At 41.8% G+C, this 22,740-nt stretch carries 23 protein-coding genes, 1 rRNA gene and 1 riboswitch; of the genes, 20 read left to right on the forward strand and 4 right to left on the reverse strand.

Translation table 11 applies throughout. The annotated features are described in order from the left end of the window. Positions 1-81: 81 nt before the first annotated feature. Positions 82-492, reverse strand: coding sequence for a ribosome-associated heat shock protein Hsp15 (gene hslR / locus CZ809_RS17725; RefSeq protein ID WP_080158869.1), 411 nt, complete (start codon positions 490-492; stop codon positions 82-84). A gap of 284 nt (positions 493-776) precedes the next feature. Here hslR and gspC point away from each other — a divergent pair, with 284 nt between their 5' ends. The 14 genes from gspC to cysQ all read left to right on the forward strand — a co-directional run bounded on the left by gspC (position 777) and on the right by cysQ (position 13,625). Continuing rightward, positions 777-1,652, forward strand: coding sequence for a type II secretion system protein GspC (gene gspC, locus CZ809_RS17730; RefSeq protein ID WP_080158870.1), 876 nt, complete (start codon positions 777-779; stop codon positions 1,650-1,652). 50 nt (positions 1,653-1,702) lie between these two features. Beyond that, the gene (gspD, locus tag CZ809_RS17735; RefSeq protein WP_080158871.1) at positions 1,703-3,721 is read left to right on the forward strand and encodes a type II secretion system secretin GspD; all 2,019 of its coding nucleotides are present in this window, start codon (positions 1,703-1,705) and stop codon (positions 3,719-3,721) included. Beyond that, a complete protein-coding gene (gspE, locus tag CZ809_RS17740; protein WP_080158872.1) occupies positions 3,721-5,223 on the forward strand; it encodes a type II secretion system ATPase GspE in 1,503 nt (500 codons plus the stop codon). Before gspD ends, gspE begins: the two co-directional genes overlap by 1 nt. After that, positions 5,223-6,449, forward strand: a complete 1,227-nt coding sequence (gene gspF / locus CZ809_RS17745; RefSeq protein ID WP_080158873.1) for a type II secretion system inner membrane protein GspF — start codon at positions 5,223-5,225, stop codon at positions 6,447-6,449. Before gspE ends, gspF begins: the two co-directional genes overlap by 1 nt. A 22-nt stretch (positions 6,450-6,471) precedes the next feature. Continuing rightward, positions 6,472-6,912 carry a type II secretion system major pseudopilin GspG gene (gene gspG, locus CZ809_RS17750; RefSeq protein ID WP_080158874.1) on the forward strand — a complete coding sequence of 147 codons (441 nt, stop codon included), beginning with the start codon at positions 6,472-6,474 and terminating at the stop codon, positions 6,910-6,912. 11 nt (positions 6,913-6,923) lie between these two features. Further along, positions 6,924-7,532 carry a type II secretion system minor pseudopilin GspH gene (gene gspH / locus CZ809_RS17755; protein WP_080158875.1) on the forward strand — a complete coding sequence of 203 codons (609 nt, stop codon included), beginning with the start codon at positions 6,924-6,926 and terminating at the stop codon, positions 7,530-7,532. After that, positions 7,532-7,891 (forward strand): type II secretion system minor pseudopilin GspI, encoded by a 360-nt coding sequence (gene gspI, locus CZ809_RS17760; protein ID WP_080158876.1) that lies wholly within the window; start codon positions 7,532-7,534, stop codon positions 7,889-7,891. Before gspH ends, gspI begins: the two co-directional genes overlap by 1 nt. Next, positions 7,878-8,525: a type II secretion system minor pseudopilin GspJ gene (gene gspJ, locus CZ809_RS17765; RefSeq protein ID WP_080158877.1), complete on the forward strand. Its 648-nt coding sequence runs from the start codon at positions 7,878-7,880 to the stop codon at positions 8,523-8,525. The genes gspI and gspJ overlap by 14 nt, the downstream gene beginning before the upstream one ends. Next, positions 8,522-9,556: a type II secretion system minor pseudopilin GspK gene (gene gspK / locus CZ809_RS17770; RefSeq protein ID WP_080158878.1), complete on the forward strand. Its 1,035-nt coding sequence runs from the start codon at positions 8,522-8,524 to the stop codon at positions 9,554-9,556. The genes gspJ and gspK overlap by 4 nt, the downstream gene beginning before the upstream one ends. After that, positions 9,525-10,844: a type II secretion system protein GspL gene (gene gspL, locus CZ809_RS17775; protein WP_235865970.1), complete on the forward strand. Its 1,320-nt coding sequence runs from the start codon at positions 9,525-9,527 to the stop codon at positions 10,842-10,844. Before gspK ends, gspL begins: the two co-directional genes overlap by 32 nt. Next, positions 10,844-11,326, forward strand: a complete 483-nt coding sequence (locus CZ809_RS17780) for a type II secretion system protein M (protein WP_080158880.1) — start codon at positions 10,844-10,846, stop codon at positions 11,324-11,326. Before gspL ends, CZ809_RS17780 begins: the two co-directional genes overlap by 1 nt. A 2-nt stretch (positions 11,327-11,328) precedes the next feature. Further along, a complete protein-coding gene (locus CZ809_RS17785) occupies positions 11,329-12,087 on the forward strand; it encodes a type II secretion system protein N (RefSeq protein WP_080158881.1) in 759 nt (252 codons plus the stop codon). A 143-nt stretch (positions 12,088-12,230) separates the two neighbouring features. Further along, positions 12,231-12,788, forward strand: coding sequence for an ADP compounds hydrolase NudE (gene nudE, locus CZ809_RS17790; RefSeq protein WP_080158882.1), 558 nt, complete (start codon positions 12,231-12,233; stop codon positions 12,786-12,788). Between the two features lie 3 nt (positions 12,789-12,791). Then, positions 12,792-13,625: a 3'(2'),5'-bisphosphate nucleotidase CysQ gene (gene cysQ / locus CZ809_RS17795; protein ID WP_080158883.1), complete on the forward strand. Its 834-nt coding sequence runs from the start codon at positions 12,792-12,794 to the stop codon at positions 13,623-13,625. A 93-nt stretch (positions 13,626-13,718) separates the two neighbouring features. Here the strand turns inward: cysQ and sthA are convergent, their stop codons facing one another. After that, positions 13,719-15,134 carry a Si-specific NAD(P)(+) transhydrogenase gene (gene sthA, locus CZ809_RS17800; RefSeq protein ID WP_080158884.1) on the reverse strand — a complete coding sequence of 472 codons (1,416 nt, stop codon included), beginning with the start codon at positions 15,132-15,134 and terminating at the stop codon, positions 13,719-13,721. Between the two features lie 319 nt (positions 15,135-15,453). Here sthA and fabR point away from each other — a divergent pair, with 319 nt between their 5' ends. Both fabR and CZ809_RS17810 read left to right on the forward strand, forming a co-directional pair. After that, entirely contained in the window at positions 15,454-16,086 is a 633-nt protein-coding gene (gene fabR, locus CZ809_RS17805) for an HTH-type transcriptional repressor FabR (protein WP_080158885.1), read from the forward strand. A gap of 27 nt (positions 16,087-16,113) precedes the next feature. Next, positions 16,114-16,485: a YijD family membrane protein gene (locus CZ809_RS17810; RefSeq protein ID WP_080158886.1), complete on the forward strand. Its 372-nt coding sequence runs from the start codon at positions 16,114-16,116 to the stop codon at positions 16,483-16,485. Positions 16,486-16,562: 77 nt separating this feature from the next. Here CZ809_RS17810 and trmA read toward each other — a convergent pair whose 3' ends face one another. After that, on the reverse strand, positions 16,563-17,669 hold the full coding sequence (trmA, locus tag CZ809_RS17815; protein ID WP_080158887.1) for a tRNA (uridine(54)-C5)-methyltransferase TrmA: 1,107 nt from the start codon (positions 17,667-17,669) through the stop codon (positions 16,563-16,565). Between the two features lie 147 nt (positions 17,670-17,816). Next, a riboswitch (cobalamin riboswitch) is annotated at positions 17,817-18,052 on the forward strand. Positions 18,053-18,085: 33 nt separating this feature from the next. Between trmA and btuB the strand changes: the two genes are divergently transcribed. The 3 genes from btuB to murI are packed head-to-tail and all read left to right on the forward strand — an operon-like array spanning position 18,086 to position 21,490. Continuing rightward, a complete protein-coding gene (btuB, locus tag CZ809_RS17820; RefSeq protein ID WP_080158888.1) occupies positions 18,086-19,918 on the forward strand; it encodes a TonB-dependent vitamin B12 receptor in 1,833 nt (610 codons plus the stop codon). Positions 19,919-19,976: 58 nt separating this feature from the next. Beyond that, positions 19,977-20,675 carry a Dph6-related ATP pyrophosphatase gene (locus CZ809_RS17825; RefSeq protein ID WP_080158889.1) on the forward strand — a complete coding sequence of 233 codons (699 nt, stop codon included), beginning with the start codon at positions 19,977-19,979 and terminating at the stop codon, positions 20,673-20,675. 14 nt (positions 20,676-20,689) lie between these two features. Further along, positions 20,690-21,490 (forward strand): glutamate racemase, encoded by an 801-nt coding sequence (gene murI / locus CZ809_RS17830; protein ID WP_080158890.1) that lies wholly within the window; start codon positions 20,690-20,692, stop codon positions 21,488-21,490. On the opposite strand, the gene CZ809_RS17835 is transcribed toward murI, so the two are convergent. Beyond that, entirely contained in the window at positions 21,459-21,920 is a 462-nt protein-coding gene (locus tag CZ809_RS17835) for an RNA recognition motif domain-containing protein (protein ID WP_080158891.1), read from the reverse strand. The genes murI and CZ809_RS17835 overlap by 32 nt on opposite strands. Positions 21,921-22,625: 705 nt before the next feature. On the opposite strand from CZ809_RS17835, the gene CZ809_RS17840 reads away from it, so the two are divergent. Further along, positions 22,626-22,740: ribosomal RNA gene (locus CZ809_RS17840) — 16S ribosomal RNA — on the forward strand; the annotation flags it as partial.

The following is a 22,740-nucleotide window of genomic DNA, read 5'->3' on the forward strand; positions in this document are numbered from 1 at the left end:
GCCGCAACCAAGGCGGGTTAAACCGTTGCAATAAAGCACTCATTGTTGAAATTATAATTTAATAGGTTGGCACTGAGTTATTTATTCAGATGCGTTAATATTTTTGAATCGCATAATATCGCGACGTTGCTTTTTATCCGGTCGTTTTTCTGGACTTGGATTGTCATAAGCATTGAGTTTGCGCATTTTTGCTGTCTGTTCGCGGGCTGTAATACTTTCAGCCGTTTCTCGATAGAGCAGTTGTGCTTCTGGTGCGCCACGGCGGCAGTCAGAAATTTGTTCGATGATAAGGATTTTCTCATCGTTACCCTGCCGTAATTTTACCGTTGCGCCAAGCTCAATAATTTTACTTGGTTTTGAGCGTTGGCCATTGTACTGCACTTTACCGCCATCGATCATAGTGCGAGCAATTGAACGTGTTTTGTAAAAGCGGGCAGCCCATAACCATTTATCAAGACGAACCTGTTTAATATTCGAGGTGTTTTGACCCATCACGGTGCCTTTATTTGCTGAAACGATAAATTATCACATTCTGCTAATAACAACAGTAGTGCGACTATTTATTATAAATGGTGATATTAACCTAGGATTTCAATCACTGAATTAGAATTTATTACAAAAAATCAGTAAATTCTTAGATACTATGGCGTTTTGTTTGGATTATTAAATAGTATTTCAATGATTAACAGGCGATCATAGTCCATTCAATTTTAGAGTGCGGCTGCACTGTATTTCTCTGTTTAATGGTAGTTGGTATTTTAACAATGGATTTCACTATGCTTGCTTCAAAATGGTTTGCGACTGCAGCAACCAAACGCCCGTTATCATTACAATCTGTCACGCGTATTTTAACTTGTGGTTTGGTTGTGATATTGGCTTGGGTTATGGGGCGTTTAGTGTGGTCTATTGTCGAACCTGCTCCCATTGTTGCTCGTTGGCAACCTCTTGCGATAACTGTGAATACCACCCAACAACAAATACCCGTCAATGAATTATTAAGCTTAAATTTGTTTGGTCGCTATCAAGCAAATGCCGCGCCTGTTACCAAAACACCGGTTAAACAAGATGCTCCTCAAACGCAATTACGATTAACGTTAGTGGGGGTGGTTGCCAGTTCAACGCCAGCAAAAGCTTTGGCTGTGGTGACCAATAACGGTAAGCAAAATACCTATGGCATCAATGAAGTGATTGATAATACGCGCGCAACCTTAATAGCTGTCTATAACGATCGCGTGATTATTCGAAATAATGGTCGTGACGAAACATTAATGCTTGAAGGATTGAAATTTACTAAGCCTTCGGCAGTGGCCATTGCAGCGCCAAAGAAAAACCGTGGCAATAGCGCTGAACTTGCCAAAATAAAACAAGAAATTTTATCTGAGCCACAAAGCTTATTTAGCTACATTCGTTTATCTCAGGTAAAAAAAGACGGCCAAATTGAAGGCTATCGCGTTAATCCAGGAAAAAATAGAATTTTATTTGATCAAGTCGGTCTTAAAGCCAATGACCTTGCAGTGAGTATTAACGGTAATAGTCTGACCGATCCTGCAATTATGGCCAAACTTTGGGGTGAGTTGTCTTCAGCCTCTGATTTTACACTGACGGTTGAACGCAACGGTCAGTTACATGATATCCACATAGAGCTGCAATAACACTTTAGTGCTTAGCTTGAAATGAATATGCGATTACGCAGGAGTTTTTTGTGAAAAAATGGATGGGAAAAAGTGCCCTATTGTTAGCGAGTGGCTTGTTGTGTAGTCAAGCAATGGCTGATGAATTAAGTGCCAACTTTAAAGGGACTGACATTCAAGAATTCATCAATATTGTTGGCCGCACCTTGCATAAAACAATCATTATTGATCCGGCTGTACGTGGGCAGGTCAATGTGCGCAGTTATGACTTATTGAATGAAGAGCAATATTACCGTTTCTTCCTTAATGTGCTTGATGTCTATGGTTATGCTGTTGTGACCATGGAAGATGGCGTCATGAAAGTTATTCGTGATAAAGATGCCAAAACGGCGGCGATTCCAGTGGTTGGCGCGAATGACAAAAACATTCCTGGTGATGCGGTTGTGACCCGTGTTATTGCGGTGAAAAATGTTTCAGTACGTGAGCTTTCGCCATTATTACGCCAGCTAAATGATAATGCTGGTGCGGGTAATGTGGTTCATTACGATCCTGCTAATATCATTATGATTACGGGTCGTGCTGCGGTTGTTAATCGCTTAGCTGAAATCATTGAGCGCGTTGACCGTGCTGGTAATAAAGACGTTACCGTCGTCTCGCTTAATAATGCATCAGCATCAGAAATGGTCCGCATTATTGATTCATTGAATAAAAGTGCTGAAGCATCATCAACCCCGGGCTTTCTTATTCCTAAAGCTGTTGCCGATGAACGCACTAACTCAGTATTAATTTCTGGTGATCCTAAAGTACGCGAACGCTTAAAAAATCTGATTCATCGTTTAGATAAAGAGATGGCTGTCAGTGGCAATAGCCGCGTGTTTTATCTTAAATATGCCAAAGCTGAAGATTTAGTCGATGTCCTTAAAGGGGTATCTGAGAATGTGCAAGCATCAACGAAAGGCAGTGGTGGCCAAAGTCAGGGCTCAAATAAAGATGATGTCATGATCTCTGCTCATGCGCCAACGAACTCATTAATTATTTCAGCCCCTGCTGATGTGATGAAGCGTCTTGAATCCATTATCTCTCAACTGGATATTCGTCGTGCTCAAGTCCACATTGAAGCGATGATTGTAGAAGTACAGGAAGGTGAAGGGGTCGACTTTGGGGTTCAGTGGGGCTCTCAAGATGGTGGTGTGGTTCAGTTTGGTAACAGCAGTGCACCGATTGGGGGATTATTATCAGCCCAAGAAGCAGGTAAAGATACCACCACCACAGAAACACGTTACGATTCTGATGGTAAACCTTACACTTACCAAACTACTGAAAGTGGTGATTTAGCACCAATGGCAACCTTCCTTGGTGGTGTTAAAGGCGCTGCGGCGGCTATTGCATTGGGCGATTGGACAGCGCTGGTAACAGCGGTACAAGCGAACCGAAATGTAAATGTACTATCAACACCGAACGTGACCGTTTTGGATAACCAAGAAGCGAATTTATCGGTTGGTCAAGAAGTGCCGGTGACGACAGGTTCACAAACAGGTTCAAATAACGATAACCCATTTACCACCGTAGAACGTAAAGATGTTGGTATTCAACTGAAAGTCACGCCACAAATTAACGAGGGTGACTCGGTACAAATGAAGATTGAACAAGTGGTATCACAAGTTGCCGATGCAAATGGTGCGGTTGATATTCGATTTGATAAGCGTGAACTAACAACGTCAGTATTAGTTAAAGATGGCAACATGATTGCACTGGGTGGTTTGATGCAAGAGAAAACCCTTGAGTCAGAGCAAAAAGTGCCGATTTTAGGTGATATTCCGGTATTAGGGGCGTTATTCCGTTCGACCAATAACCAAACTGAAAAAACCAACTTGATGATTTTCATTCGTCCAACGATTTTACGTGATGGCATGAGTGCCGATGGCATGACGCAGCGTAAATATAACTATATTCGCGCCCAACAGTTGTATCAAGCGGATAAAGGCATGCGTTTAATGGATGCTGAAATGCCGGTTATTCCCAAATATGGTGATGACATGGCATTGCCAGCAGAAGTTCGAGCGTTTGTATCACAGTTGGAGAAACACTAATGGCAGATGAGTCTTTGGCGTTAGAAACAGCAGTCTTATTTCGATTGCCGTTTTCTTTTGCTAAGCGCCATCATGTTGTGATTGAAGCCAATCAACAAGGATGGCAGTTGTATTATTGCGGTCAATTATCAGCCATCGTATTAGCGGAAGTACGACGGGTGGTTGGCGAGGGTTTTTATCCGGTTGCACTATCAGAGTCGCAATTTGAGCAAAAGCTTACCGATGCTTATCAACGTGATTCGTCAGAAGCTCGCCAATTAATGGAAGATTTGGGTTCTGACAGTGATGACTTTTTCTCGTTAGCGGAAGATCTTCCTGAAACGGAAGATTTGCTAGAGTCGGAAGATGATGCGCCAATCATTAAATTGATAAACGCGATGTTAGCCGAAGCCATCAAAGAAGGGGCGTCTGATATTCATATCGAAACCTTTGAAAAAGTATTGTCGATTCGTTTTCGGGTCGATGGCATGTTGCGCGAAGTACTTCAACCCAGCCGCAAGCTAGCACCGTTGTTAGTGTCACGTATTAAAGTCATGGCAAAATTAGATATCGCAGAAAAACGGATTCCACAAGATGGTCGTATTTCATTACGTATCGGTGGCCGTGCGGTAGATGTGCGGGTGTCAACCATGCCGTCGTCACATGGCGAACGGGTGGTATTGCGTCTACTAGATAAAAATGCCACTCGTCTTGATTTACATAGTCTTGGTATGACCGCTACAAACCATGAAGCGTTTAGAAAGATCATTGATCGCCCGCATGGGATTATTTTGGTCACCGGTCCTACGGGTTCGGGTAAATCAACCACCCTATATGCTGGCTTGCAAGAGTTAAACAGTGCAGAGCGCAATATTCTAACGGTTGAAGATCCGATTGAATTTGATATCGATGGTATTGGTCAAACGCAGGTAAACAGTAAAGTTGATATGACGTTTGCACGTGGTTTGCGAGCCATTCTTCGTCAAGATCCTGATGTGGTTATGATTGGTGAGATCCGTGATTTAGAAACCGCAGCGATTGCCGTTCAAGCCTCATTAACGGGCCATATGGTGCTATCAACGCTGCACACTAATACCGCTGTTGGTGCGATCACTCGTTTGCGTGATATGGGAATCGAACCTTTCTTGGTGTCATCATCGCTATTGGGTGTACTAGCGCAACGTTTAGTGCGTACTTTATGTGCTGAATGTCGTCAACCTTATGACGCTGATACTGAGCAGAAGAAACTGTTTAGATTAGCAGCAACAGATAGCTTGACATTGTATCGCCCTTGCGGCTGTGACAAATGTAATTTTAAAGGTTATCGCGGCCGTACGGGTATTCATGAACTGTTGCAAGTGGATGAGCGTGTACAAGAGTTAATTCATGCGGAAGCTGGCGAACAAGCGATTGAAAAGTATGTCCGTCAGACCACGCCTAGTATTCGTGATGATGGTTTAGATAAAGTGCGCCAAGGGATTACCACCCTTGAAGAAGTGATGCGCGTGACCAAGGAAAGCTAATGGCGGCATTTGAATATAAAGCATTAGATGCCAAAGGCCGCCATAAAAAAGGTGTGCTAGAGGGCGATACTTCGCGTCAAGTTAGGCAGCAGCTACGTGAAAAAGGGCTAGTGCCGATTGAGGTTAATCAAACTTCAGGCCAAGGTAAAAAAACAGCGTCTGCACCCAGTAAGTTTACTTTTAGACGCGGTATTAGTACCAATGAATTAGCACTGATCACGCGTCAGTTAGCGACCTTGGTACAAGCCTCAATGCCATTGGAAGAATGCATTAAGGCGGTGGCGGAACAAAATGAAAAGCCGCGCTTGAAAAATATTTTACTCGCGGTGCGTTCACGAGTGGTTGAAGGTTATACCTTGGCTGACAGTATGGCGGAATACCCACATGTGTTTGATCAATTATTCCGCGCCATGGTGGCAGCGGGTGAAAAATCAGGGCATTTGGATACCATTTTAAATCGTTTAGCTGATTACAGTGAAAATCGTCAACAAATGCGTAGCAAGCTTCAACAAGCGATGATTTACCCATTAATGTTAACGTTAGTGGCGGTGTCGGTGGTGGCGTTCTTGTTGGCAACGGTGGTACCGAAAATTGTTGATCAATTTGTACAAATGAACCAAGGCTTACCCGCAATTACGGAAGTGTTATTGGCTGCCAGTAATTTCGTGCAACATTGGGGATTGCTGGTGGTGATTGTGATTGTGGCTTTAATTGCTTTAATCAAAACAGCCCTTAAAAAACCCGCTTTTCGTATGAAGTGGGACCGTACCATCTTGCGTCTGCCTGTTATTGGTAAAGTTGCACGGGGGTTGAACACCTCTCGTTTTGCTCGAACACTCTCTATTTGTACTTCAAGTGCGATCCCATTATTAGATGGTATGAAAGTCGCGTCAGACGTGATGACTAACACTTATGTTAATAAGAAGATTTTAGATGCGGCAGATCGAGTCCGTGAAGGAGCAAGCTTACGGGTTTCGCTGGAAAAAACGGCACTGTTTCCACCGATGATGTTACATATGATAGCCAGTGGTGAACGCAGTGGTGAGCTTGAGCAAATGCTGACTCGTGCGGCGGATAACCAAGATCGTGATTTTGAATCATTAGTGAATATGGCGTTAGGGGTGTTTGAGCCGTTATTGATTGTCGCCATGGCAGGGGTGGTGATGTTTATCGTTATTGCGACCTTGATGCCGATTATTGAATTAAACAATATGGTTGGAATGTAATTTTTCTTTTGGAGGGTAAATAATGCAACAAAAACAACGTGGTTTTACGCTGTTAGAAGTAATGGTCGTTATTGTGATTCTAGGGGTATTGGCAAGCTTAGTGGTGCCAAACCTATTAGGAAATAAAGAAAAAGCAGACCAACAAAAAGCGGTAACTGATATTAGTTCTTTAGAACAATCATTGGAAATGTACAAGTTGGATAACAGCGTCTTTCCAACCACAGATCAAGGTTTAGATGCGTTGGTTACTAAGCCATCATCGTCACCTGAACCACGTAACTACCGTGATGGTGGTTACATTAAGCGTCTACCTAAAGATCCATGGGGTTATGAATATCAATACGTGATGCCTGGTGAACACGGTGCGGTTGATATCTTTAGTCTTGGTGCTGATGGTCAAGAAGGCGGTGACGGTATCAATACAGATATCGGTAACTGGAACATGTTGAACTACAAGAAATAAAGCTAAAAATGATGATGAAACGGAATGCAGGTTTTACTCTAATTGAAATTATGTTGGTGTTAGTGTTATTAGCCACCAGTGCGGTCGCTGTGGTATCGACGTTACCCAATAATAAACGTGATGAGGTCAAAGAACAGGCACAACGCTTTCATCATTTAGCTCAACTCTTGGGTGAAGATGCAATGTTAAATGGGGTCGATTATGGTATTCGTATCGAACCCCATCAATACCATTTTTTAAAATTAACTCAAGATGGTTGGCAGCCGTTAGAAGACGTTAAATTTTTTACTGATGTCAAACTTGAGGCCGGTATTACGACAACAGTGGCTATTGGCGGAGCATGGAAAGATAAGGACCGACTTTTTAAATCTGATTCAATGTTTAAAAATGACGACATATTTAAAAAGTCTGATCAGGAACAGAAACAACTACCGCCACAAATTGTGGTGATGGCGAGTGGTGAATACACCCCATTTACGGTCAGTTTTGAAGTTGATAAGCAACATCAATTTTGGCAAGTTGTTGCGGATGAAGTGGGGAATTTAGTGTTATTAGCCCCAGGGCAAACATTGGAACAATACCTGTCTGCGCAAGCGTTATCAGCGCAGGAGCGATCGTAATGAAACGCTCACAAGGGTTCACATTGTTAGAAGTGTTGGTTGCGTTAGCTATTTTTGCCGTCGCAGCATTAAGTGTGGTGCGAGCAGTCAGTCAAAACTTAAATAGCTTAGGTTATTTAGAACAGAAAACGCTGGCATCAATGGTGGCTGATAATGAATTAGCGCAATTGCATTTAAGTGGCGAGTACCCAAGCTCAGTTAAGCGTGGTAAATCAACTTTAGCCGATCGAGAATGGTATTGGACTGTTACTAGCTCTAAAACACAACAAAAGCTCTTGCGCCAAATTGAAGTCTCGGTGGCTACCGATTCGCAGCGCAAACATTCAGTTATTACGGTAAAGACCTATGTCAGCAATTAATTATCGACGTCAACAAGGGTTTACTTTGTTGGAAGTTCTGGTGGCGATTGCGGTATTTGCGATGTTGAGCTTATCTGCCAATCAAGTGTTAACCAATGTGTTGCGCAGTGATGCGCAATCTAAAGATCACAATCAACGCTTACAAGCCATTCAACGCACCATGATCATGATGGATAATGATTTTCGACAGATTGTGGCGCGTAAATTTAGATCTGATGCTGAAAAACCAACGGATAATATTCTCCAGGCGAGTGAGTATTTATTAGATTCAAGCAGTGAAGGAATCACTTTTGTTCGTGGTGGTTGGCAAAATCCGCAAGCAATGTTTCCTCGTGGTGATGTTACGCGTGTCGGTTATCGTATTATCGACGATAACTTAGAGCGGGTATGGTTTCGTTACCCTGATACTGTGACGGGGGCTAAGCCGTTGGTACGCGTGTTATTAACGGGTGTCACCGATTTAAAGTTTGAATTTTATTATGATAAACAATGGCACCAAAAATGGGATAAAGCCAAGACCTTGCCTGCGGGTATCAAAGTCATCATGACCTTAAAAAAATTGGGTGAGATTGAGCGGATTTATTTATTACCCACTTCTTCGTTGACGAGTAACAAGCAGGAGCAAGAGGGATGATAAAGCAACGCGGGGTCGCACTGATTGTGGTGTTATTGCTTGTTGCCTTGATGAGTTTGTTAGCGGTACAAATGACAGAGCGGTTGCAACTCAATTTTCATCGCGTTCAAAACCAAGTCGAGCATCAACAAAGTTATTGGTACAGCTTAGGAATTGAAGCATTAGCATCACAAGCTTTAAAACAAAGCCTTAAAGACAGTAAAACCGTAAACTTAACCCAAGCATGGGCTGTCGGTGAGCAAAGTTACCCTCTAGACAGTAATGCAGTAATCAGTGGCAATTTAACGGATAAACAGACCTGTTTTAATCTTAATGCTTTTAAAAATATTAAGGCGAGTGCTGGTAGTAGTAAGCAGCCTTTTTTAGTGAAGTATTTACAAAACATTCTTACAGAATCAGGTGTAGATGACTACGAAGCTGAAGTGATCGCAGATTCAAGTTGGGAGTTTGTGGATGATAACACCACAGTTGAGTCAGCTTACGGCGCGGAAGACAGTACTTATGAAAGCTTTCAGCCTCCTTATGTAACTGCCAATGATTGGCTGGCTGATGGCAGTGAGTTTAGAGCGATTAACGGTGTATCGAATAAAATTTATGAGCAACTCAAAGGGTTAATCTGTGCGTTACCGACCGATGAGATGTTGCTTAATGTGAATACCATTACCGAAAAACAAGCAGTGTTGCTGTCTGCCTTATTTGCGCCGTCGTTATCATTAGATGATGCGAAAAAAATTATTCGTGATCGTGATAATAAGCATACCGTGTGGGACAGTGTGGCTGATTTTATGAAGTTAGTGCCACAACCGCCAGTGAAAAATGCGGATTCAGGAAAAGATAAGACGGCAACTGAAATGGAAAAATATTTAACTGTTACCAGTCATTATTTTTCGTTAGATGCTGAAATAAAAGTAGACCGTGCCCGAGTGCGAGCCGTGGCATTATTTAATCGTGATGATAAGAACAAGGTGACGGTCGTTCGTCGCCAGTATGGAGGAATCCGTGAGCGAATTTCTGACGATAAGGCTAAGTAGCCGGCCGGAAATGCCGGTGCAATGGCTAGTCTGGTCGCCACTGCAAAATGAAGTGATAGCCTCGGGTCAGTTAGCTGATATTAACCAACTAGGTGAATTAACTGAATATGCTATTACTCGTCCTGTTTATGGTTTAGTACCAACCAGTGAGATGCTGTTAACACAAGTCGCGATCCCTGCCGGCAGTAGCCGTCAGTTAGCGGCAGTATTACCGTATTTACTTGAAGAAGAGCTGGCTCAAGATGTCGATAGTTTACATGTGCAATTATTGAAACGTGATAATGATATTGCGACAGTTGCAATTATCGAGCACCAAAAAATAGAGGCATGGTTAGCGGCATTTAGTGAATGTGGCATTGAGCTTAAAAAACTGATTCCAGATTGTTTATGTTTGCCTATGTTTAATGATGGCTATAGTGCGGCTGAAATTGATGGACAGTGGCTCATTCGACAATCAGAAGCAATGGGCGTGTGTGCTGACTCTAGTTGGTTAGGTGCATGGATCACCGCTCAAAAAGCACCCATAATCATTGAAACCCCTGTCGATACTGCTGACGACGACAATGGTGATACTGCCGTCGAGGTTGAAGCAGAACTATTAGCTGAAGAAGTCGAATTGATTGTTGCGGCGACGGAGAGTTTGGCGCAAGTGACGATTCATCACTATACGCCAGCACCATCAAACACCCCAGGTCATTGGCAACCACAAGCGCCGGAATTGGTAATGCAGCTGTTGGCGATAGGGGCTGCAGAATCTAAAGCTACCTTGTTATCAGGGCCGTATAAACCACAAGCAGCATGGCGTAAGCATTTACAACCATGGCGCAAAGTTGCAATCACGGCGGCAGTGGTATTAATTGCGCTTATTGGTGAGCAAGTACTAACTACGCAGCGTTTAGAACAACAAGCAAATGCGTATCGAGCTGAAAGTGAGCGTATTTTTCGTCAAGTTTTGCCACAGTTTAAACGTATTCCTTCGCAGAGTTATTTGAAAAATCAAATGAATGCGGCATTAAAGAGTTTAGGTGGACATGGTGAACAAAATGGCATGCTAATGTGGTTAAGCGAATTAAAGCCCGCATTAACGAAAGTGCCAACGATTAAGATTGTTAACCTTAAATATGATCAAACTCGAGGCGAATTGCGCTTGCAGGCAACGGCGGCAGGATTTCAAGATTTTGAACAATTACGCAGTGCATTAGCGACCCAGTTTGTGGTTGATCAAGGCCAGTTAACCAAAGAAGATAATTTAGTTAGTGGCGCTGTGGTATTGAGGAGAAAAGCCTAATGGCAGAGATAAAGTCATGGTGGAAAGCCCTCAGTCAACGAGAACAACATTTACTGCTCGGGGCTGGCAGCGCGTTAGTGATTGCAATTCTTTATTGGGGAGTATGGCAACCGTTAAATCAACGTGCAGCTGATGCTCAAAATAAAATCAATCAACAGCGTCAGCTATTAAACTGGGTTGAGCATAAAGCGAATCAAATTACAGCACTTAAACGTGCGGGTGGAACGGTAAATGTGAGTGATGAGGGACTTAACCAAGTTATTAATGAAACCACGACGCGATTTAAAATTGATTTGATTCGAATGCAGCCACGTAATGATGCGTTACAAGTGTGGGTGCAACCACTGCCGTTTGATACGCTTGTTAATTGGCTGGTGTATTTGCAGCAGAGTTTCGGTATTAATACGCAGTTTATTGATCTCTCAAAAACCGATAAAAACGGTATGGTTGAAGTTAACCGTTTGCAGTTAGGGCGAGGATAAGCGTGAAATTTAAATTAGCGATTGGTGTCAGTTTTGGTGCGGTATTTATAGCAAGTTTAGTCACTCATCTTCCCGCCAGTTGGTTGTGGCAGTCTGCGCCTAAAATACAAGGTCTCGCTATAGAAGGGATATCAGGTACACCATGGCAAGGATCGGCAGCCAATGTACGCTGGCAAAATCAACCTTTTGGTCGGTTGCAATGGGATATGCAATTAGGACGATTATTGCAAGGTGAATTAGCGTTTAATGTTCGCTTTGGTAAAGGCAGTGAATGGCAGTTACAAGGACAAGGTTTAGTGGGTTACAGCTTATCTGGTCCATTTGCTGAAAAACTGCTGTTATCGATGCCTGCGGCGCAAGCCGTATCACAAGCGCAGCTTCCTGTTCCAGTATCTATCGATGGTAATTTAGAACTCACGGTTAGAAATTATCATTATGCTGCCCCTTATTGTAAAACGTTGAATGCAACATTAGCTTGGGTTCAAGGTGCGGCAGAAACGCCGATGGGAACGATTAAACCTGGGCCTGTTTTTGGTGATCTTAGTTGTGAAAAAGGTGCGATTGTCGCTAAAGTAAAGCAAACCTCGTCGAATGTGAGTAGTGACTGGCATGCTAATTTAGCCACTAACCGTCATTATAAACTTAATGGTTGGTTTAAACCTGGGGCAACGTTCCCTGAGAAGTTAGCGGCACAATTAAAATGGTTAGGCGACCCTAACACCAAGGGGCAGTATTCACTGAAGTATTCAGGACGTTTGTAGCGTTGGTTACCGTTTTAATTATTAATTTATTAATAATAGGCAGTCGATTACGGCTGCCTTGTTATTTCTGATGATTATTTACTTTTAATTCGCGTAAGCTTTTCTTATTCTGGTAGTGCTTTTCATTAAACAGGGCCTTATAAATGGCGTTCAGCAAAGATAAACCCCAAATCTTAGCAGCCGAGGTTGTAGCACAATCACGACTCTTTAAAATTGAATCATTGGATTTACGTTTTTCTAATGGTGTCGAGCGTACTTATGAGCGTATGCAGCCAAGTGGTCGTCATGCGGTATTAATCGTACCTGTCACTGCTGATGGTGATTTATTATTGATTCGTGAATATTCTGCCGGTACTGAGCGTTATGAATTAGGTTTTCCGAAAGGATTAATTGATGCTGGTGAAAGTGCATTAGTAGCGGCAAACCGTGAGTTAAAAGAAGAAATAGGCTTTGGTGCACAGCGATTGCATCCCTTAAAAGAAGTGATTTTAGCGCCATCGTATTTTTCAAGTCGAATGACATTGTTTGTGGGACAAGATTTATATCCTGAGCGTTTAGAAGGTGATGAACCTGAGCCTCTAGAAATTGTACGGTGGCCATTAGCTCAAGCAGAAGAGCTACTTAATCACCTAGATTTTGCCGAAGCGCGTAGTATCAGTGCCTTATTTTTAGCGCTGAAGTATTTAGCTTGCGAGGAATGACCAATGACATTAAACCATCTTATTACTGATGTTATCGATATTGCCCAAGAATCAGGTCGGTTGATCTTAGATATTTATCAACAAGGACAGTTTGAGCAGCAAATCAAATCAGATAATACGCCAGTAACCAGCGCTGATTTAGCGGCTAATAAATTAGTGATTGAGCGATTATCCCAATTAACCCCTGACATTCCCGTACTGTCAGAGGAAGACACCGCAATAGCATTAGCTGAACGTAGTCAGTGGCCCCGCTATTGGTTAATCGATCCTTTAGATGGTACTCAAGAGTTTATAGCGGGTAGTGGTGATTTCGCGACAATTATCGCATTAATTGATAATAATAAGCCGGTAATGGGAGTGGTGTATGCGCCTGTATCTGGCGTGACGTATTATGCGGCGCAAGGTCAAGGGGCACATAAAATAACTGCGGCTGGTGAAACCAGTACGATCTCAACGACTAAACATCAGTTGCCATTACGTGGGTTAACTATCGCTATTAGCCGTCGACAAGATATTGATACCACTAAGGCGCGGTTTGATAGCCAATATCATTATGATCTCGTTGCATTAGGCTCTGCTTCGCTAAAAGCTTGTTTAGTTGCGGAAGGGGGCGCTGATTGCTACCTACGATTAGGGCCTACGGGTGAGTGGGATACTGCTGCGACTCAGTGTATTGTTGAAGAAGCGGGCGGACGTATTTTTAATACCCATATAACGCCATTATCTTATAACCAGCGTCAGACTTTAGAAAATCCAAACTTTATTGTGCTTGGCGATGAGCAATTACCGTGGGCATCGATTCTAACGGCAGATGATCGCTTAATGGGCGCAGAATAGTTCATCGACCACATACAAAAACGGAGCCTCAATGGTTCCGTTTTTTGTATCGGTTATTTATGGCTCACCAATAAGAGACTATCAATGGTGATTCTAGAACAAACGGTTAAGGCCATTTAATGCCGCAACGCGAAACGCTTCTGCCATGGTTGGATAATTAAAGGTAGTATTGGCAAAATATTCAATAGTATTACCTTCTCCTTTTTGCTCCATGATAGCTTGGCCGATATGAATGATTTCAGCCGCTCGTTCACCAAAGCAGTGAATACCTAAAATAGCTTTGGTTTCACGGTGAAATAATATTTTCAAACTGCCGACTTCTGTACCTGCGATCTGAGCTCGAGCTAAATGTTTAAATTGCGAGCGACCCACTTCATAAGGAATTTTTGCAGCGGTTAACTGTTGCTCTGTTTGGCCGACAGAACTGATTTCTGGCAGGGTATAAATTCCGGTTGGAATATTTGCAATTAATTGTCCTTGCGCTTTACCGGTACTGATTGCTTGCGCGACAAAACGTCCTTGATCATAGGCGGCACTGGCTAGGCTAGGGTAACCTATAACATCACCCACGGCATAGATATGCTCAACTGCGGTTTGGTAGTTATTATTCACCTGTAGTTGCCCACGAGAATCAGCCTCTAAACCGACCTTATCTAGGGCTAGTTTGTCAGTATTACCGGTACGGCCATTGGCATACAGTAAGCAGTCTGCTCGCATTTTCTTACCTGATTGCAAGTGCAGAATAACCCCGTTATCTGTAGCTTCAATAGTTTCAAAAACCTCATCATTACGAACCATAGTACCCGTATTACTAAGGTGATAAGACAACGAATCAGACATCTCATTATCAAGAAATTCTAATAGTCGTTGGCGAGTGTTAACCAAATCAACTTTGACCCCAAGTCCTCTAAAAATAGACGCGTATTCACAGCCAATAACCCCAGCGCCATAAATTAAAATATGTCGAGGATCATGGGCTAATTGTAAAATTGAATCGCTGTCATAAACACGGGGATGCGTGAAATCAACGGTAGCGGGTTGGTAGGGACGAGAGCCCGTGGCAATAATAAATCGTTCAGCACTAAAATGGTCAACACTGCCATCATGGGTGGTAACACTGACACTATATGAGCTAATAAATTGCGCTTCACCATGAATGATTTGGCAATGGTTGCGATCATAAAACCCTTGTCGCATTCGAGTTTGTTTACTCACAACTTCAGTTGCGTGGTGCAATATTTGACTAAAGGTTCGGTGGAGGGTCGAGGTGTCATTACAATACAGCGGATTTTGGTTAAATTCGATAATACGACTGACGGCATGACGTAATGATTTTGATGGAATGGTTCCCCAGTGGGTGCAACCGCCTCCGACACTGTCTTCGCGTTCGATAATTGCGACTTTAAATCCAGCCTTCGTTAGCCCCATTGCCGCCCCTTCACCGCCAGGACCACTACCAATAATGATGACATCAAAATGGTTTTGAGAAGCAGGTAGGTTATTTGTCATAAAGTCATTCCTTGATTATGTCTTTCCATCTTACATTAACATTATGGTAACGATTTACCAGATAACGATGCATGGGGGAATGACGATATCTCGAAGCGGCTCACGAAGTTTTTATCATTAATCAATCGGTATGGATCGAGATTGGTTATTAAACCAGCGCCACGTTTTGTGACGTAAAATCGTAATTGATCTCAATCTGGCTTTGCGTCAGTCGCGCTCTCGCTTTACTATGTGAGAGTCTCGCGTCGTTGCTATGGCGCAGATGTTACTGTGTAAACAGAGTATCATTGTAATAAAATCACAGAGAAGCAGATAATTGATGGGAATTAGGGCTCAGCAAAAAGAAAAAACTCGGCGTTCATTGATTGATGCCGCTTTTAGCCAGTTAAGTGCCGAGCGAAGTTTTTCTAATTTAAGTCTACGTGAAGTTGCGCGTGAAGCGGGTATTGCTCCAACATCATTCTACCGTCACTTTAAAGACATGGATGAATTGGGGTTAACCATGGTTGATGAGGGGGGGTTAATTCTTCGTCAATTAATGCGTCAAGCTCGACAGCGTATTGCTACTGAAGGCAGCGTGATCCGTACCTCGGTAGAGACTTTTATGGAATTTATAGAAAGTAGTCCTAACGTATTCCGCTTACTGCTTCGTGAGCGTTCTGGTACATCAACGGCTTTTCGTGCTGCGGTTGTACGAGAAATACAACATTTTGTGGCTGAACTGACTGAGTATCTTGAAGCGAAAACTGGGGTAACTCATGAAGAAGCTTATACACAAGCTGAAGCGTCAGTAACATTGGTCTTTAGTTCAGGAGCAGAGGCCCTTGATCTAGATTGTCATGCTCGTGCTGAGCATGCAGAAAGACTGATTATGCAACTTAGAATGATTGCAAAAGGTGCTTATTGGTACCGTAAAGAGCGTGAGCGTCGAGAGCTCAGGCAGAAACTATAATCTTATTTTGATTTTGGTGAAGTATATATGGAAAAGCAACAACTTAAAGCTGAGCGTAAGACACTTATTTTGTCTGTAATAACAGGTATTTGTGGCTACGGTACTTTGGCGGTATTGTTTTCAAGTTATGTAACATTCTCTATTTTCCCTGTCTTGGCATTTGCTATGGCAGTGTACTGTTTATATCAAGAATACATGCGTAAACCGATGGCAGAAGGCGTGCCTGCACTTGCTAGTGCATGTTTCTTCGTTGGGGTATTTGGTTATGCGGCATTTATTCGTGCTGAATACCCTGATATGGGATCAAATTTCATTCCATTAATGATTACATTGGCATTGCTATTTTGGGTGTCGTACAAAATGGGTGTCATGGATAAGAAAGATCAAAAAGCAGCGTAAGTAATACTTGCTGTTATTTGAAAAAGAAAAAGGCGCTGATAGCGCCTTTTTTATTTTTATCTTTTGAGGATCACTGCTTATTTGCGCTCTAGTAATACACCGGCTTCCATATGGTGGGTGTAAGGGAATTGGTCAAATAAGGCAAATCGAGTAATATTGTGGGTTTCAGTTAAGATGGCTAAATTGTCACGTAATGTCTCTGGGTTACATGAGATATACATGATGTTGTCGTAGCCTTGTACCATGCGGCAAGTACCATCATCCATACCTGAACGTGGTGGATCGACAAAAATGGTGTTGCAGTTATAGCTTTGTAAATCAACATTCTGATCTTTTAGACGACGGAATTCACGTTTACCTGCCATTGCATCAGTAAAGTCTTCCGCAGACATACGAATAATTTGTACGTTTTCAATATTGTTTACCGCAATATTGTATTGTGCTGAATCAACCGATGGTTTTGCTAGTTCAGTTGCCAGTACTCGCTCAAAGTTTGGCGCAAGTGCTAATGAGAAATTACCATTACCACAATACAATTCCAGTAAATCACCTGCACTGTCTTGAGTACAATCGACAGCCCATTCCAGCATCTTCTGTGCAACTTCACCGTTAGGTTGGGTAAAGCTATTTTCAACTTGCTTGTAAGTCAGTGCTTTATCGTGAACCTTTAATTGTTCAATAACGTAATCTTGATCTAAGACGATTTTCATCTTACGCGCACGACCGATAAGGTTTAGTTTAAACCCTTCATCATTTAAGCGTTGCTTTAGCTGTTTGGCTGCGACTGTCCATTCATCATCAAGTTGACGGTGATACAACATCGAAACTAAAATTTCACCACTTAACGTAGATAAGAAATCTACTTGGAACAGTTTGTGACGCAGGGTTTTTATTGGCTTAATTGCTTCAAGCAACATTGGCATTACATCATTAATTAAACGACTTGCAGCCGGGAATTGATCAACACGGTATTTTTCACGGGTGTGTTGATTAAACATGATGTAATACAGCTCTTCGCCTTCGTGCCAAACACGAAACTCTGCACGCATACGGTAATGCTCTGCAGGAGAGGCAAACACCTCTAATTCAGGCGTTTCAAAATCACTAAGTAGATCTTGAATACGCGCTGCTTTTTCATCCAACTGGGGCTGGTAATCAGCGATATTAAGGACGGTGGATGTCATAGTGTGTGCCTCGACTGCTCAAAATAAGACCGCAGATTTTATTGTATTGCACACTGATGTCCAGTGTTGATCCAAATTAAAATATTCATGTATCCAAAAATTCATAACTAATACCAAACAAAACTAGACATAAAAGCAATACAACACTAGCATTCGCGCTGTGCTGGTTAAGCCTTGGAAGGCTCGGGAATACGGTGTGAATCCGTAACTGACGCGCAGCGGTAATAGAGAACGAACGCACATGGATGTAATCCAAACACTGTTGATGCTCCCTACAAATAATCACAGTATTATTTAGTATAGTGGCAATGGGAAGTTGTTGCCTAGGCGACCTGATGGTCATGCTCTTAAGTCCGAATACCAACCAGCAAGACAAGCATATTGCTTTGTTATAAACGCGACTTAGGACAATTGTAATGAAAAAATCCCTTTTAGCAGCGACGGTAGCGTCGTTGTGTCTCCCTTCTTTTGCTTCATTTGCAGCAGACACTACATCTGATGATGTGATGGTGGTAACCGCTAACCGCTTTGAACAACCTATAACCTCAGTATTAGCTCCTTTTAATGTTGTGACTCGTCAAGACATCGATAAAGTACAAGCTAAAACACTCACTGAAGTGTTGAGTTTATTACCTGGGGTACAGATCACTCAAAATGGTGGGCGTGGGCAAAGTTCTAGTATCTTTGTTCGTGGTGCAAACTCAGATCAAGTTTTAGTTTTGGTTGATGGTATTCGTATGGCTCGCTCCGTGGCGGGTAATGTAGATTTCAATCAAATTCCATTAACTCAAGTACAGCGGATTGAATTTACTCGTGGTGCTCGCGCGGCAATTTATGGCTCTGAAGCTATTGGTGGTGTGATCAATATCATTACCTTAACAGGAACAGATACGCCATCAAAAACGAAATTAGATTTGGGTATTGGTAGCCATAATTATCAAGAGGCGAATGTTTCTGGTGCGTATAAAATCGGTGATAACAGCGTATTACAAGTTGCAGCCGGTTATGAAAACGATAAAGGCTATAATGTTCATCCTCAACCAGGATTGAATGATGGCGATAAACATGGTTTTGATAGCCGTAATGCATCGTTAGCATTGCATCACCAGTTTAACGATCAAATCTCGGGTTTTGTTGCGACTCGCTGGTATAAAAATCACTCTCAATATGATGGGTCAAGTGTGTATTCTGGTCATCAGTATGTGAGATCAGAAACTGAATTTAATGATTATTCTGCGGGTTTAAAATATGCGCAGGATAGCTATAAGTCATCGTTGATTCTTGATTACCAAAAACAAGATAACCTTGACCTGATCGATAAAACCAACGCCGTTAATCGTAAGGACCAATATCACCAACGTAATGTTCAATGGCATAACCAATATCAATTACTATCAACATTGTCAGTGAGTGGCGGTATTGATTGGCGCCAAGAGCAGTGGAATGATTTAACGGGGTTTGCGGGTAATAAAGAACGCGATAATACTGGTTATTATGCGATTGGCTTATGGGATTACTCTCCAGTTAGTATCGAAACCAGTGTTCGTCTTGATGATAATCAGCAGTATGGTACCCATTCAACGTATAATATTGCTGGTGGTTGGTATTTAAATGACAATATTCAGTTACGTGGTTCGTACGGCACAGCATTTAAAGCCCCTAATCTTTACCAACTTTACGTTAAAAGTGCTTGGTCAACGGGTAACCCTAATTTAAATCCGGAAACATCAAAAAATATCGATGTTTCGCTGCATGCTGATTACGATATTGCGAGCGTTGCTGTTACGGCTTATCAAATGCGCATTGATGATTTAATTGCTTATGTCGGTGGCACGCCATCGTATGACAACGTTAAAGGGGAAAGTAAAATTAAAGGTGTTGAAGTCGAAGCTGACTTTGATACGGGTATTATTACTCACCAGCTAAACTTTGATTTTAAAGATCCTCGAGATAGTGAAGGCCAACAGCTTATACGTCGTGAAAAATTCTCATTTAAATGGGTAGGTACGGCAAGTTATGGTGATCTAGATACCGCAGTGACGTACCAGTATCACGGTAAACGACCAGATATTTCAGATACTGAGCTATCAGCATATGATACGTGGGATATTGCCTTAACATACTGGCTACAACCCAAGCTTGCTTTAAAAGGGCGAGTAGCGAACCTTTTAAATGAAGACTACGAAACAGCTGGTGGTTACGTAATGCCGGGTAGAACTTACTATACCAGCATTAATTATCAGTTTTAATGTGTGATTTTTTATAGATCAAGGCCGCCATTGTGCGGCCTTTTTGATGGTGATAAATATGAAACAAAGCGTGATTATTAGTTGGTCATCAGGTAAGGATTCAGCATTAACGTTATGGCGGTTAATGAACGATCCTAATTATGAGGTTATTGGACTTTATACGACTTATGTGGGTAACGATGTTCCTTTTCAAGCAACGCCAATTGAGATTGTTAAACAACAAGCCTTGCTCATCGGTTTACCTTTAGTGTTAATTGAATTACCGAAGGTGTTTCCCGCTAATGATGTTTATCAACAAGCGATTGTTGATGGGTTGAAAAATTGTGAGTTACAGTTTGATAGTGTCGCTTTTGGTGATTTGTTTTGTAATGGTATTGTCGATTATCGCCGCCAATATATTGAACCTGCAGGCTGGGCCTGTGTGTTTCCATTGCTTGGACAACCTAGTCATCAGCTAGCGAATGAAATAATTGAATGTGGTATTAAAACAAAATTGGTTACCATTGATAGTACCCAATTGGATATACATTTCTGCGGGCGTTGGTTTGATCATCAATTATTAACTGAATTACCACCGACCACTGATCTCTGTGGTGAGAATGGAGAGTTTCATTCGTTAGTTGTCGATGGCCCTTTTTATCAACAACCACTTAATCTGACTTGGTTAGAATGTGAGACTGATTCACGGTTTTGTTATCAACGCTATACACTGGTAGAGACTGACTCATCGCAGTATCATAACGACTCGATATCGTAATAAGGTAAGTGGTAGTGAAAAAAGTTGTCATTTTTGATTCAGGGGTGGGCGGTTTATCGGTGTATCAAGAGATCCATGCTTTACTACCTCAAGTACAGTTTATTTACGCTTTCGATAATGCCGCTTTCCCCTATGGTGAATTAGATGACGCAACATTAATAAAGCGTACTAATTATATTGTGACGTTATTAGCTAATCAGTATCAGGCTGATTTGGTGGTTATCGCCTGTAATACGGCCAGTACTATCGTTTTGCCTTCGTTACGTCAGCAGTTAACAATACCCGTCGTTGGCGTTGTTCCAGCAATAAAACCTGCCGCGTTGATTAGCCAAACAAAATCGATTGGTTTATTAGCAACACCTGCAACCGTTAATCGAGCTTATACTCATCAATTAGTACAACAATTTGCTAATGGCTGTGAAGTTAAGATGATTGGTTCGACCCGATTGGTGGAGATGGCAGAGCAAAAGCTACGCGGTAAGTCGGTTGATATGGATGAATTAGCTGAAATTTTAGCACCATGGCAAGGTACTGTAGATAGTATTATTTTAGGTTGTACGCATTTTCCACTAATAAAACAAGAAATCCTATTGGCGCTAAGACATCAAGTAAATGTTATCGATTCAGGTAAAGCGATCGCTAAGCGCGTGGCATTATTATTAGCGTTACCAACTGAAGTAATGTCACCTATAACGCCGCTGATAAAGAACGTTACATATAGCAGCGCCGCAACATCAGATGCTGCGGCGCTGAATAAAAGCTTAAATGAAATGCAATTAGATATTATTCAAGATCTAAACTATCCGCATTTTTAGGTTCATTAGCTTCACGTACTTTTAGGGTACGTTGGCCATATTCTTGGTTGTTGAGTTGATCAATGGCATGTTCTGCGTCTTGACTATTCATAACAACAAAACCAAAGCCTCTACGTTTACCTGTGCGTTTATCCTTCATTAGACGCACAGCAAAAACATCGCCATGCTCTGCAAAAAGGTTTTTTACGTCGCTCTCATTAGCACGGTAAGGAAGGTTGCCAACATAAAGGGTTTTGCTACTTTGAGAAGGATCTAATTCATCGAGGATGAGATTTTTATTTTCTTGCATAAAGTGCAACGCCAATCCTGTTAGCATCGCACCAAGCGCAAAACTAATGGCTGGTGGAGTACTACTGAACATACTAAAGATTAAGGCGCCAATGATAGCGATAGCAATCACTGTTATTGTGGTTTGGTTATTTGATTTCATATTTAAAGTACATCTCAAAAGGGAAAGAGAAGAATGCGTTAATGGGTGTTTTAACATCAAGCTTACAATGATGCCAATTTTAATGGTCTGTAATCCATAATAATTGAGTATAAATATACTCGTATGAGCTTATTACAAACACATAGTTCACATTAGATGAAATAATCAGCAATTACATTATTTTTTTTTAAAAAGGCTTGTCAGAGTGATCAAAGTCTCTATAATGCGGCTCCATCGAAAGGCGGTACGGTTAAACAGCCGATCAAGTTCAAACTTTTGATACTAGCTTTAAATTAAATAATTAGTTTGTAATTCGATGAATATCAAGATGATTGTTTTGCAAAAACATTTTCTTTTTACTTCTATAGTGAGAAGAGAGTCAAGAAGATATTTTAAACTAAAATTTCTTCTTGACTTTATTTGGATGGTGCGTATCATACGCCACCTGACTTGCTGAAGCGCAAAGCGCTAAGGCATTGAAAGTCAACGTTCTTTAACAATTTGACCATGCAATCTGTGTGGGCACTCGTTGAATAGTTAAGTCGAAAGATTTATCAATGAACTGAGTGACCAATACAAATAACTACGGTTATTTGGCACAGTCAATTCATTACCATTCTGTTGGAATGGTAATAGCTTTAAAATTACTAAGGTAGTTTTGAAGTCAGTATTCATTGAGCCGTCTCGAAAGAGACAACAAAACTTTAATTGAAGAGTTTGATCATGGCTCAGATTGAACGCTGGCGGCAGGCCTAACACATGCAAGTCGAGCGGTAACAGAAAGAAAGCTTGCTTTCTTTGCTGACGAGCGGCGGACGGG

Origin of the sequence: Photobacterium piscicola (genome assembly GCF_900166965.1) — a bacterium.
Classification (GTDB): Bacteria; Pseudomonadota; Gammaproteobacteria; order Enterobacterales; family Vibrionaceae; genus Photobacterium; species Photobacterium piscicola.

Excerpts from the sequence above, each read along its gene's own strand:
- gspC (WP_080158870.1), top strand. The coding sequence starts at position 777 with ATGCTTGCTTCAAAATGGTTTGCGACTGCAGCAACCAAACGCCCGTTA.
- hslR (WP_080158869.1), bottom strand. The coding sequence starts at position 492 with ATGGGTCAAAACACCTCGAATATTAAACAGGTTCGTCTTGATAAATGG.
- gspI (WP_080158876.1), top strand. The coding sequence starts at position 7,532 with ATGAAACGCTCACAAGGGTTCACATTGTTAGAAGTGTTGGTTGCGTTA.
- fabR (WP_080158885.1), top strand. The coding sequence starts at position 15,454 with ATGGGAATTAGGGCTCAGCAAAAAGAAAAAACTCGGCGTTCATTGATT.
- btuB (WP_080158888.1), top strand. The coding sequence starts at position 18,086 with ATGAAAAAATCCCTTTTAGCAGCGACGGTAGCGTCGTTGTGTCTCCCT.
- trmA (WP_080158887.1), bottom strand. The coding sequence starts at position 17,669 with ATGACATCCACCGTCCTTAATATCGCTGATTACCAGCCCCAGTTGGAT.
- gspH (WP_080158875.1), top strand. The coding sequence starts at position 6,924 with ATGATGAAACGGAATGCAGGTTTTACTCTAATTGAAATTATGTTGGTG.
- gspE (WP_080158872.1), top strand. The coding sequence starts at position 3,721 with ATGGCAGATGAGTCTTTGGCGTTAGAAACAGCAGTCTTATTTCGATTG.
- nudE (WP_080158882.1), top strand. The coding sequence starts at position 12,231 with ATGGCGTTCAGCAAAGATAAACCCCAAATCTTAGCAGCCGAGGTTGTA.
- gspJ (WP_080158877.1), top strand. The coding sequence starts at position 7,878 with ATGTCAGCAATTAATTATCGACGTCAACAAGGGTTTACTTTGTTGGAA.
- gspG (WP_080158874.1), top strand. The coding sequence starts at position 6,472 with ATGCAACAAAAACAACGTGGTTTTACGCTGTTAGAAGTAATGGTCGTT.
- cysQ (WP_080158883.1), top strand. The coding sequence starts at position 12,792 with ATGACATTAAACCATCTTATTACTGATGTTATCGATATTGCCCAAGAA.
- CZ809_RS17810 (WP_080158886.1), top strand. The coding sequence starts at position 16,114 with ATGGAAAAGCAACAACTTAAAGCTGAGCGTAAGACACTTATTTTGTCT.
- CZ809_RS17835 (WP_080158891.1), bottom strand. The coding sequence starts at position 21,920 with ATGAAATCAAATAACCAAACCACAATAACAGTGATTGCTATCGCTATC.
- CZ809_RS17825 (WP_080158889.1), top strand. The coding sequence starts at position 19,977 with ATGAAACAAAGCGTGATTATTAGTTGGTCATCAGGTAAGGATTCAGCA.
- gspF (WP_080158873.1), top strand. The coding sequence starts at position 5,223 with ATGGCGGCATTTGAATATAAAGCATTAGATGCCAAAGGCCGCCATAAA.
- sthA (WP_080158884.1), bottom strand. The coding sequence starts at position 15,134 with ATGACAAATAACCTACCTGCTTCTCAAAACCATTTTGATGTCATCATT.
- CZ809_RS17780 (WP_080158880.1), top strand. The coding sequence starts at position 10,844 with ATGGCAGAGATAAAGTCATGGTGGAAAGCCCTCAGTCAACGAGAACAA.
- gspK (WP_080158878.1), top strand. The coding sequence starts at position 8,522 with ATGATAAAGCAACGCGGGGTCGCACTGATTGTGGTGTTATTGCTTGTT.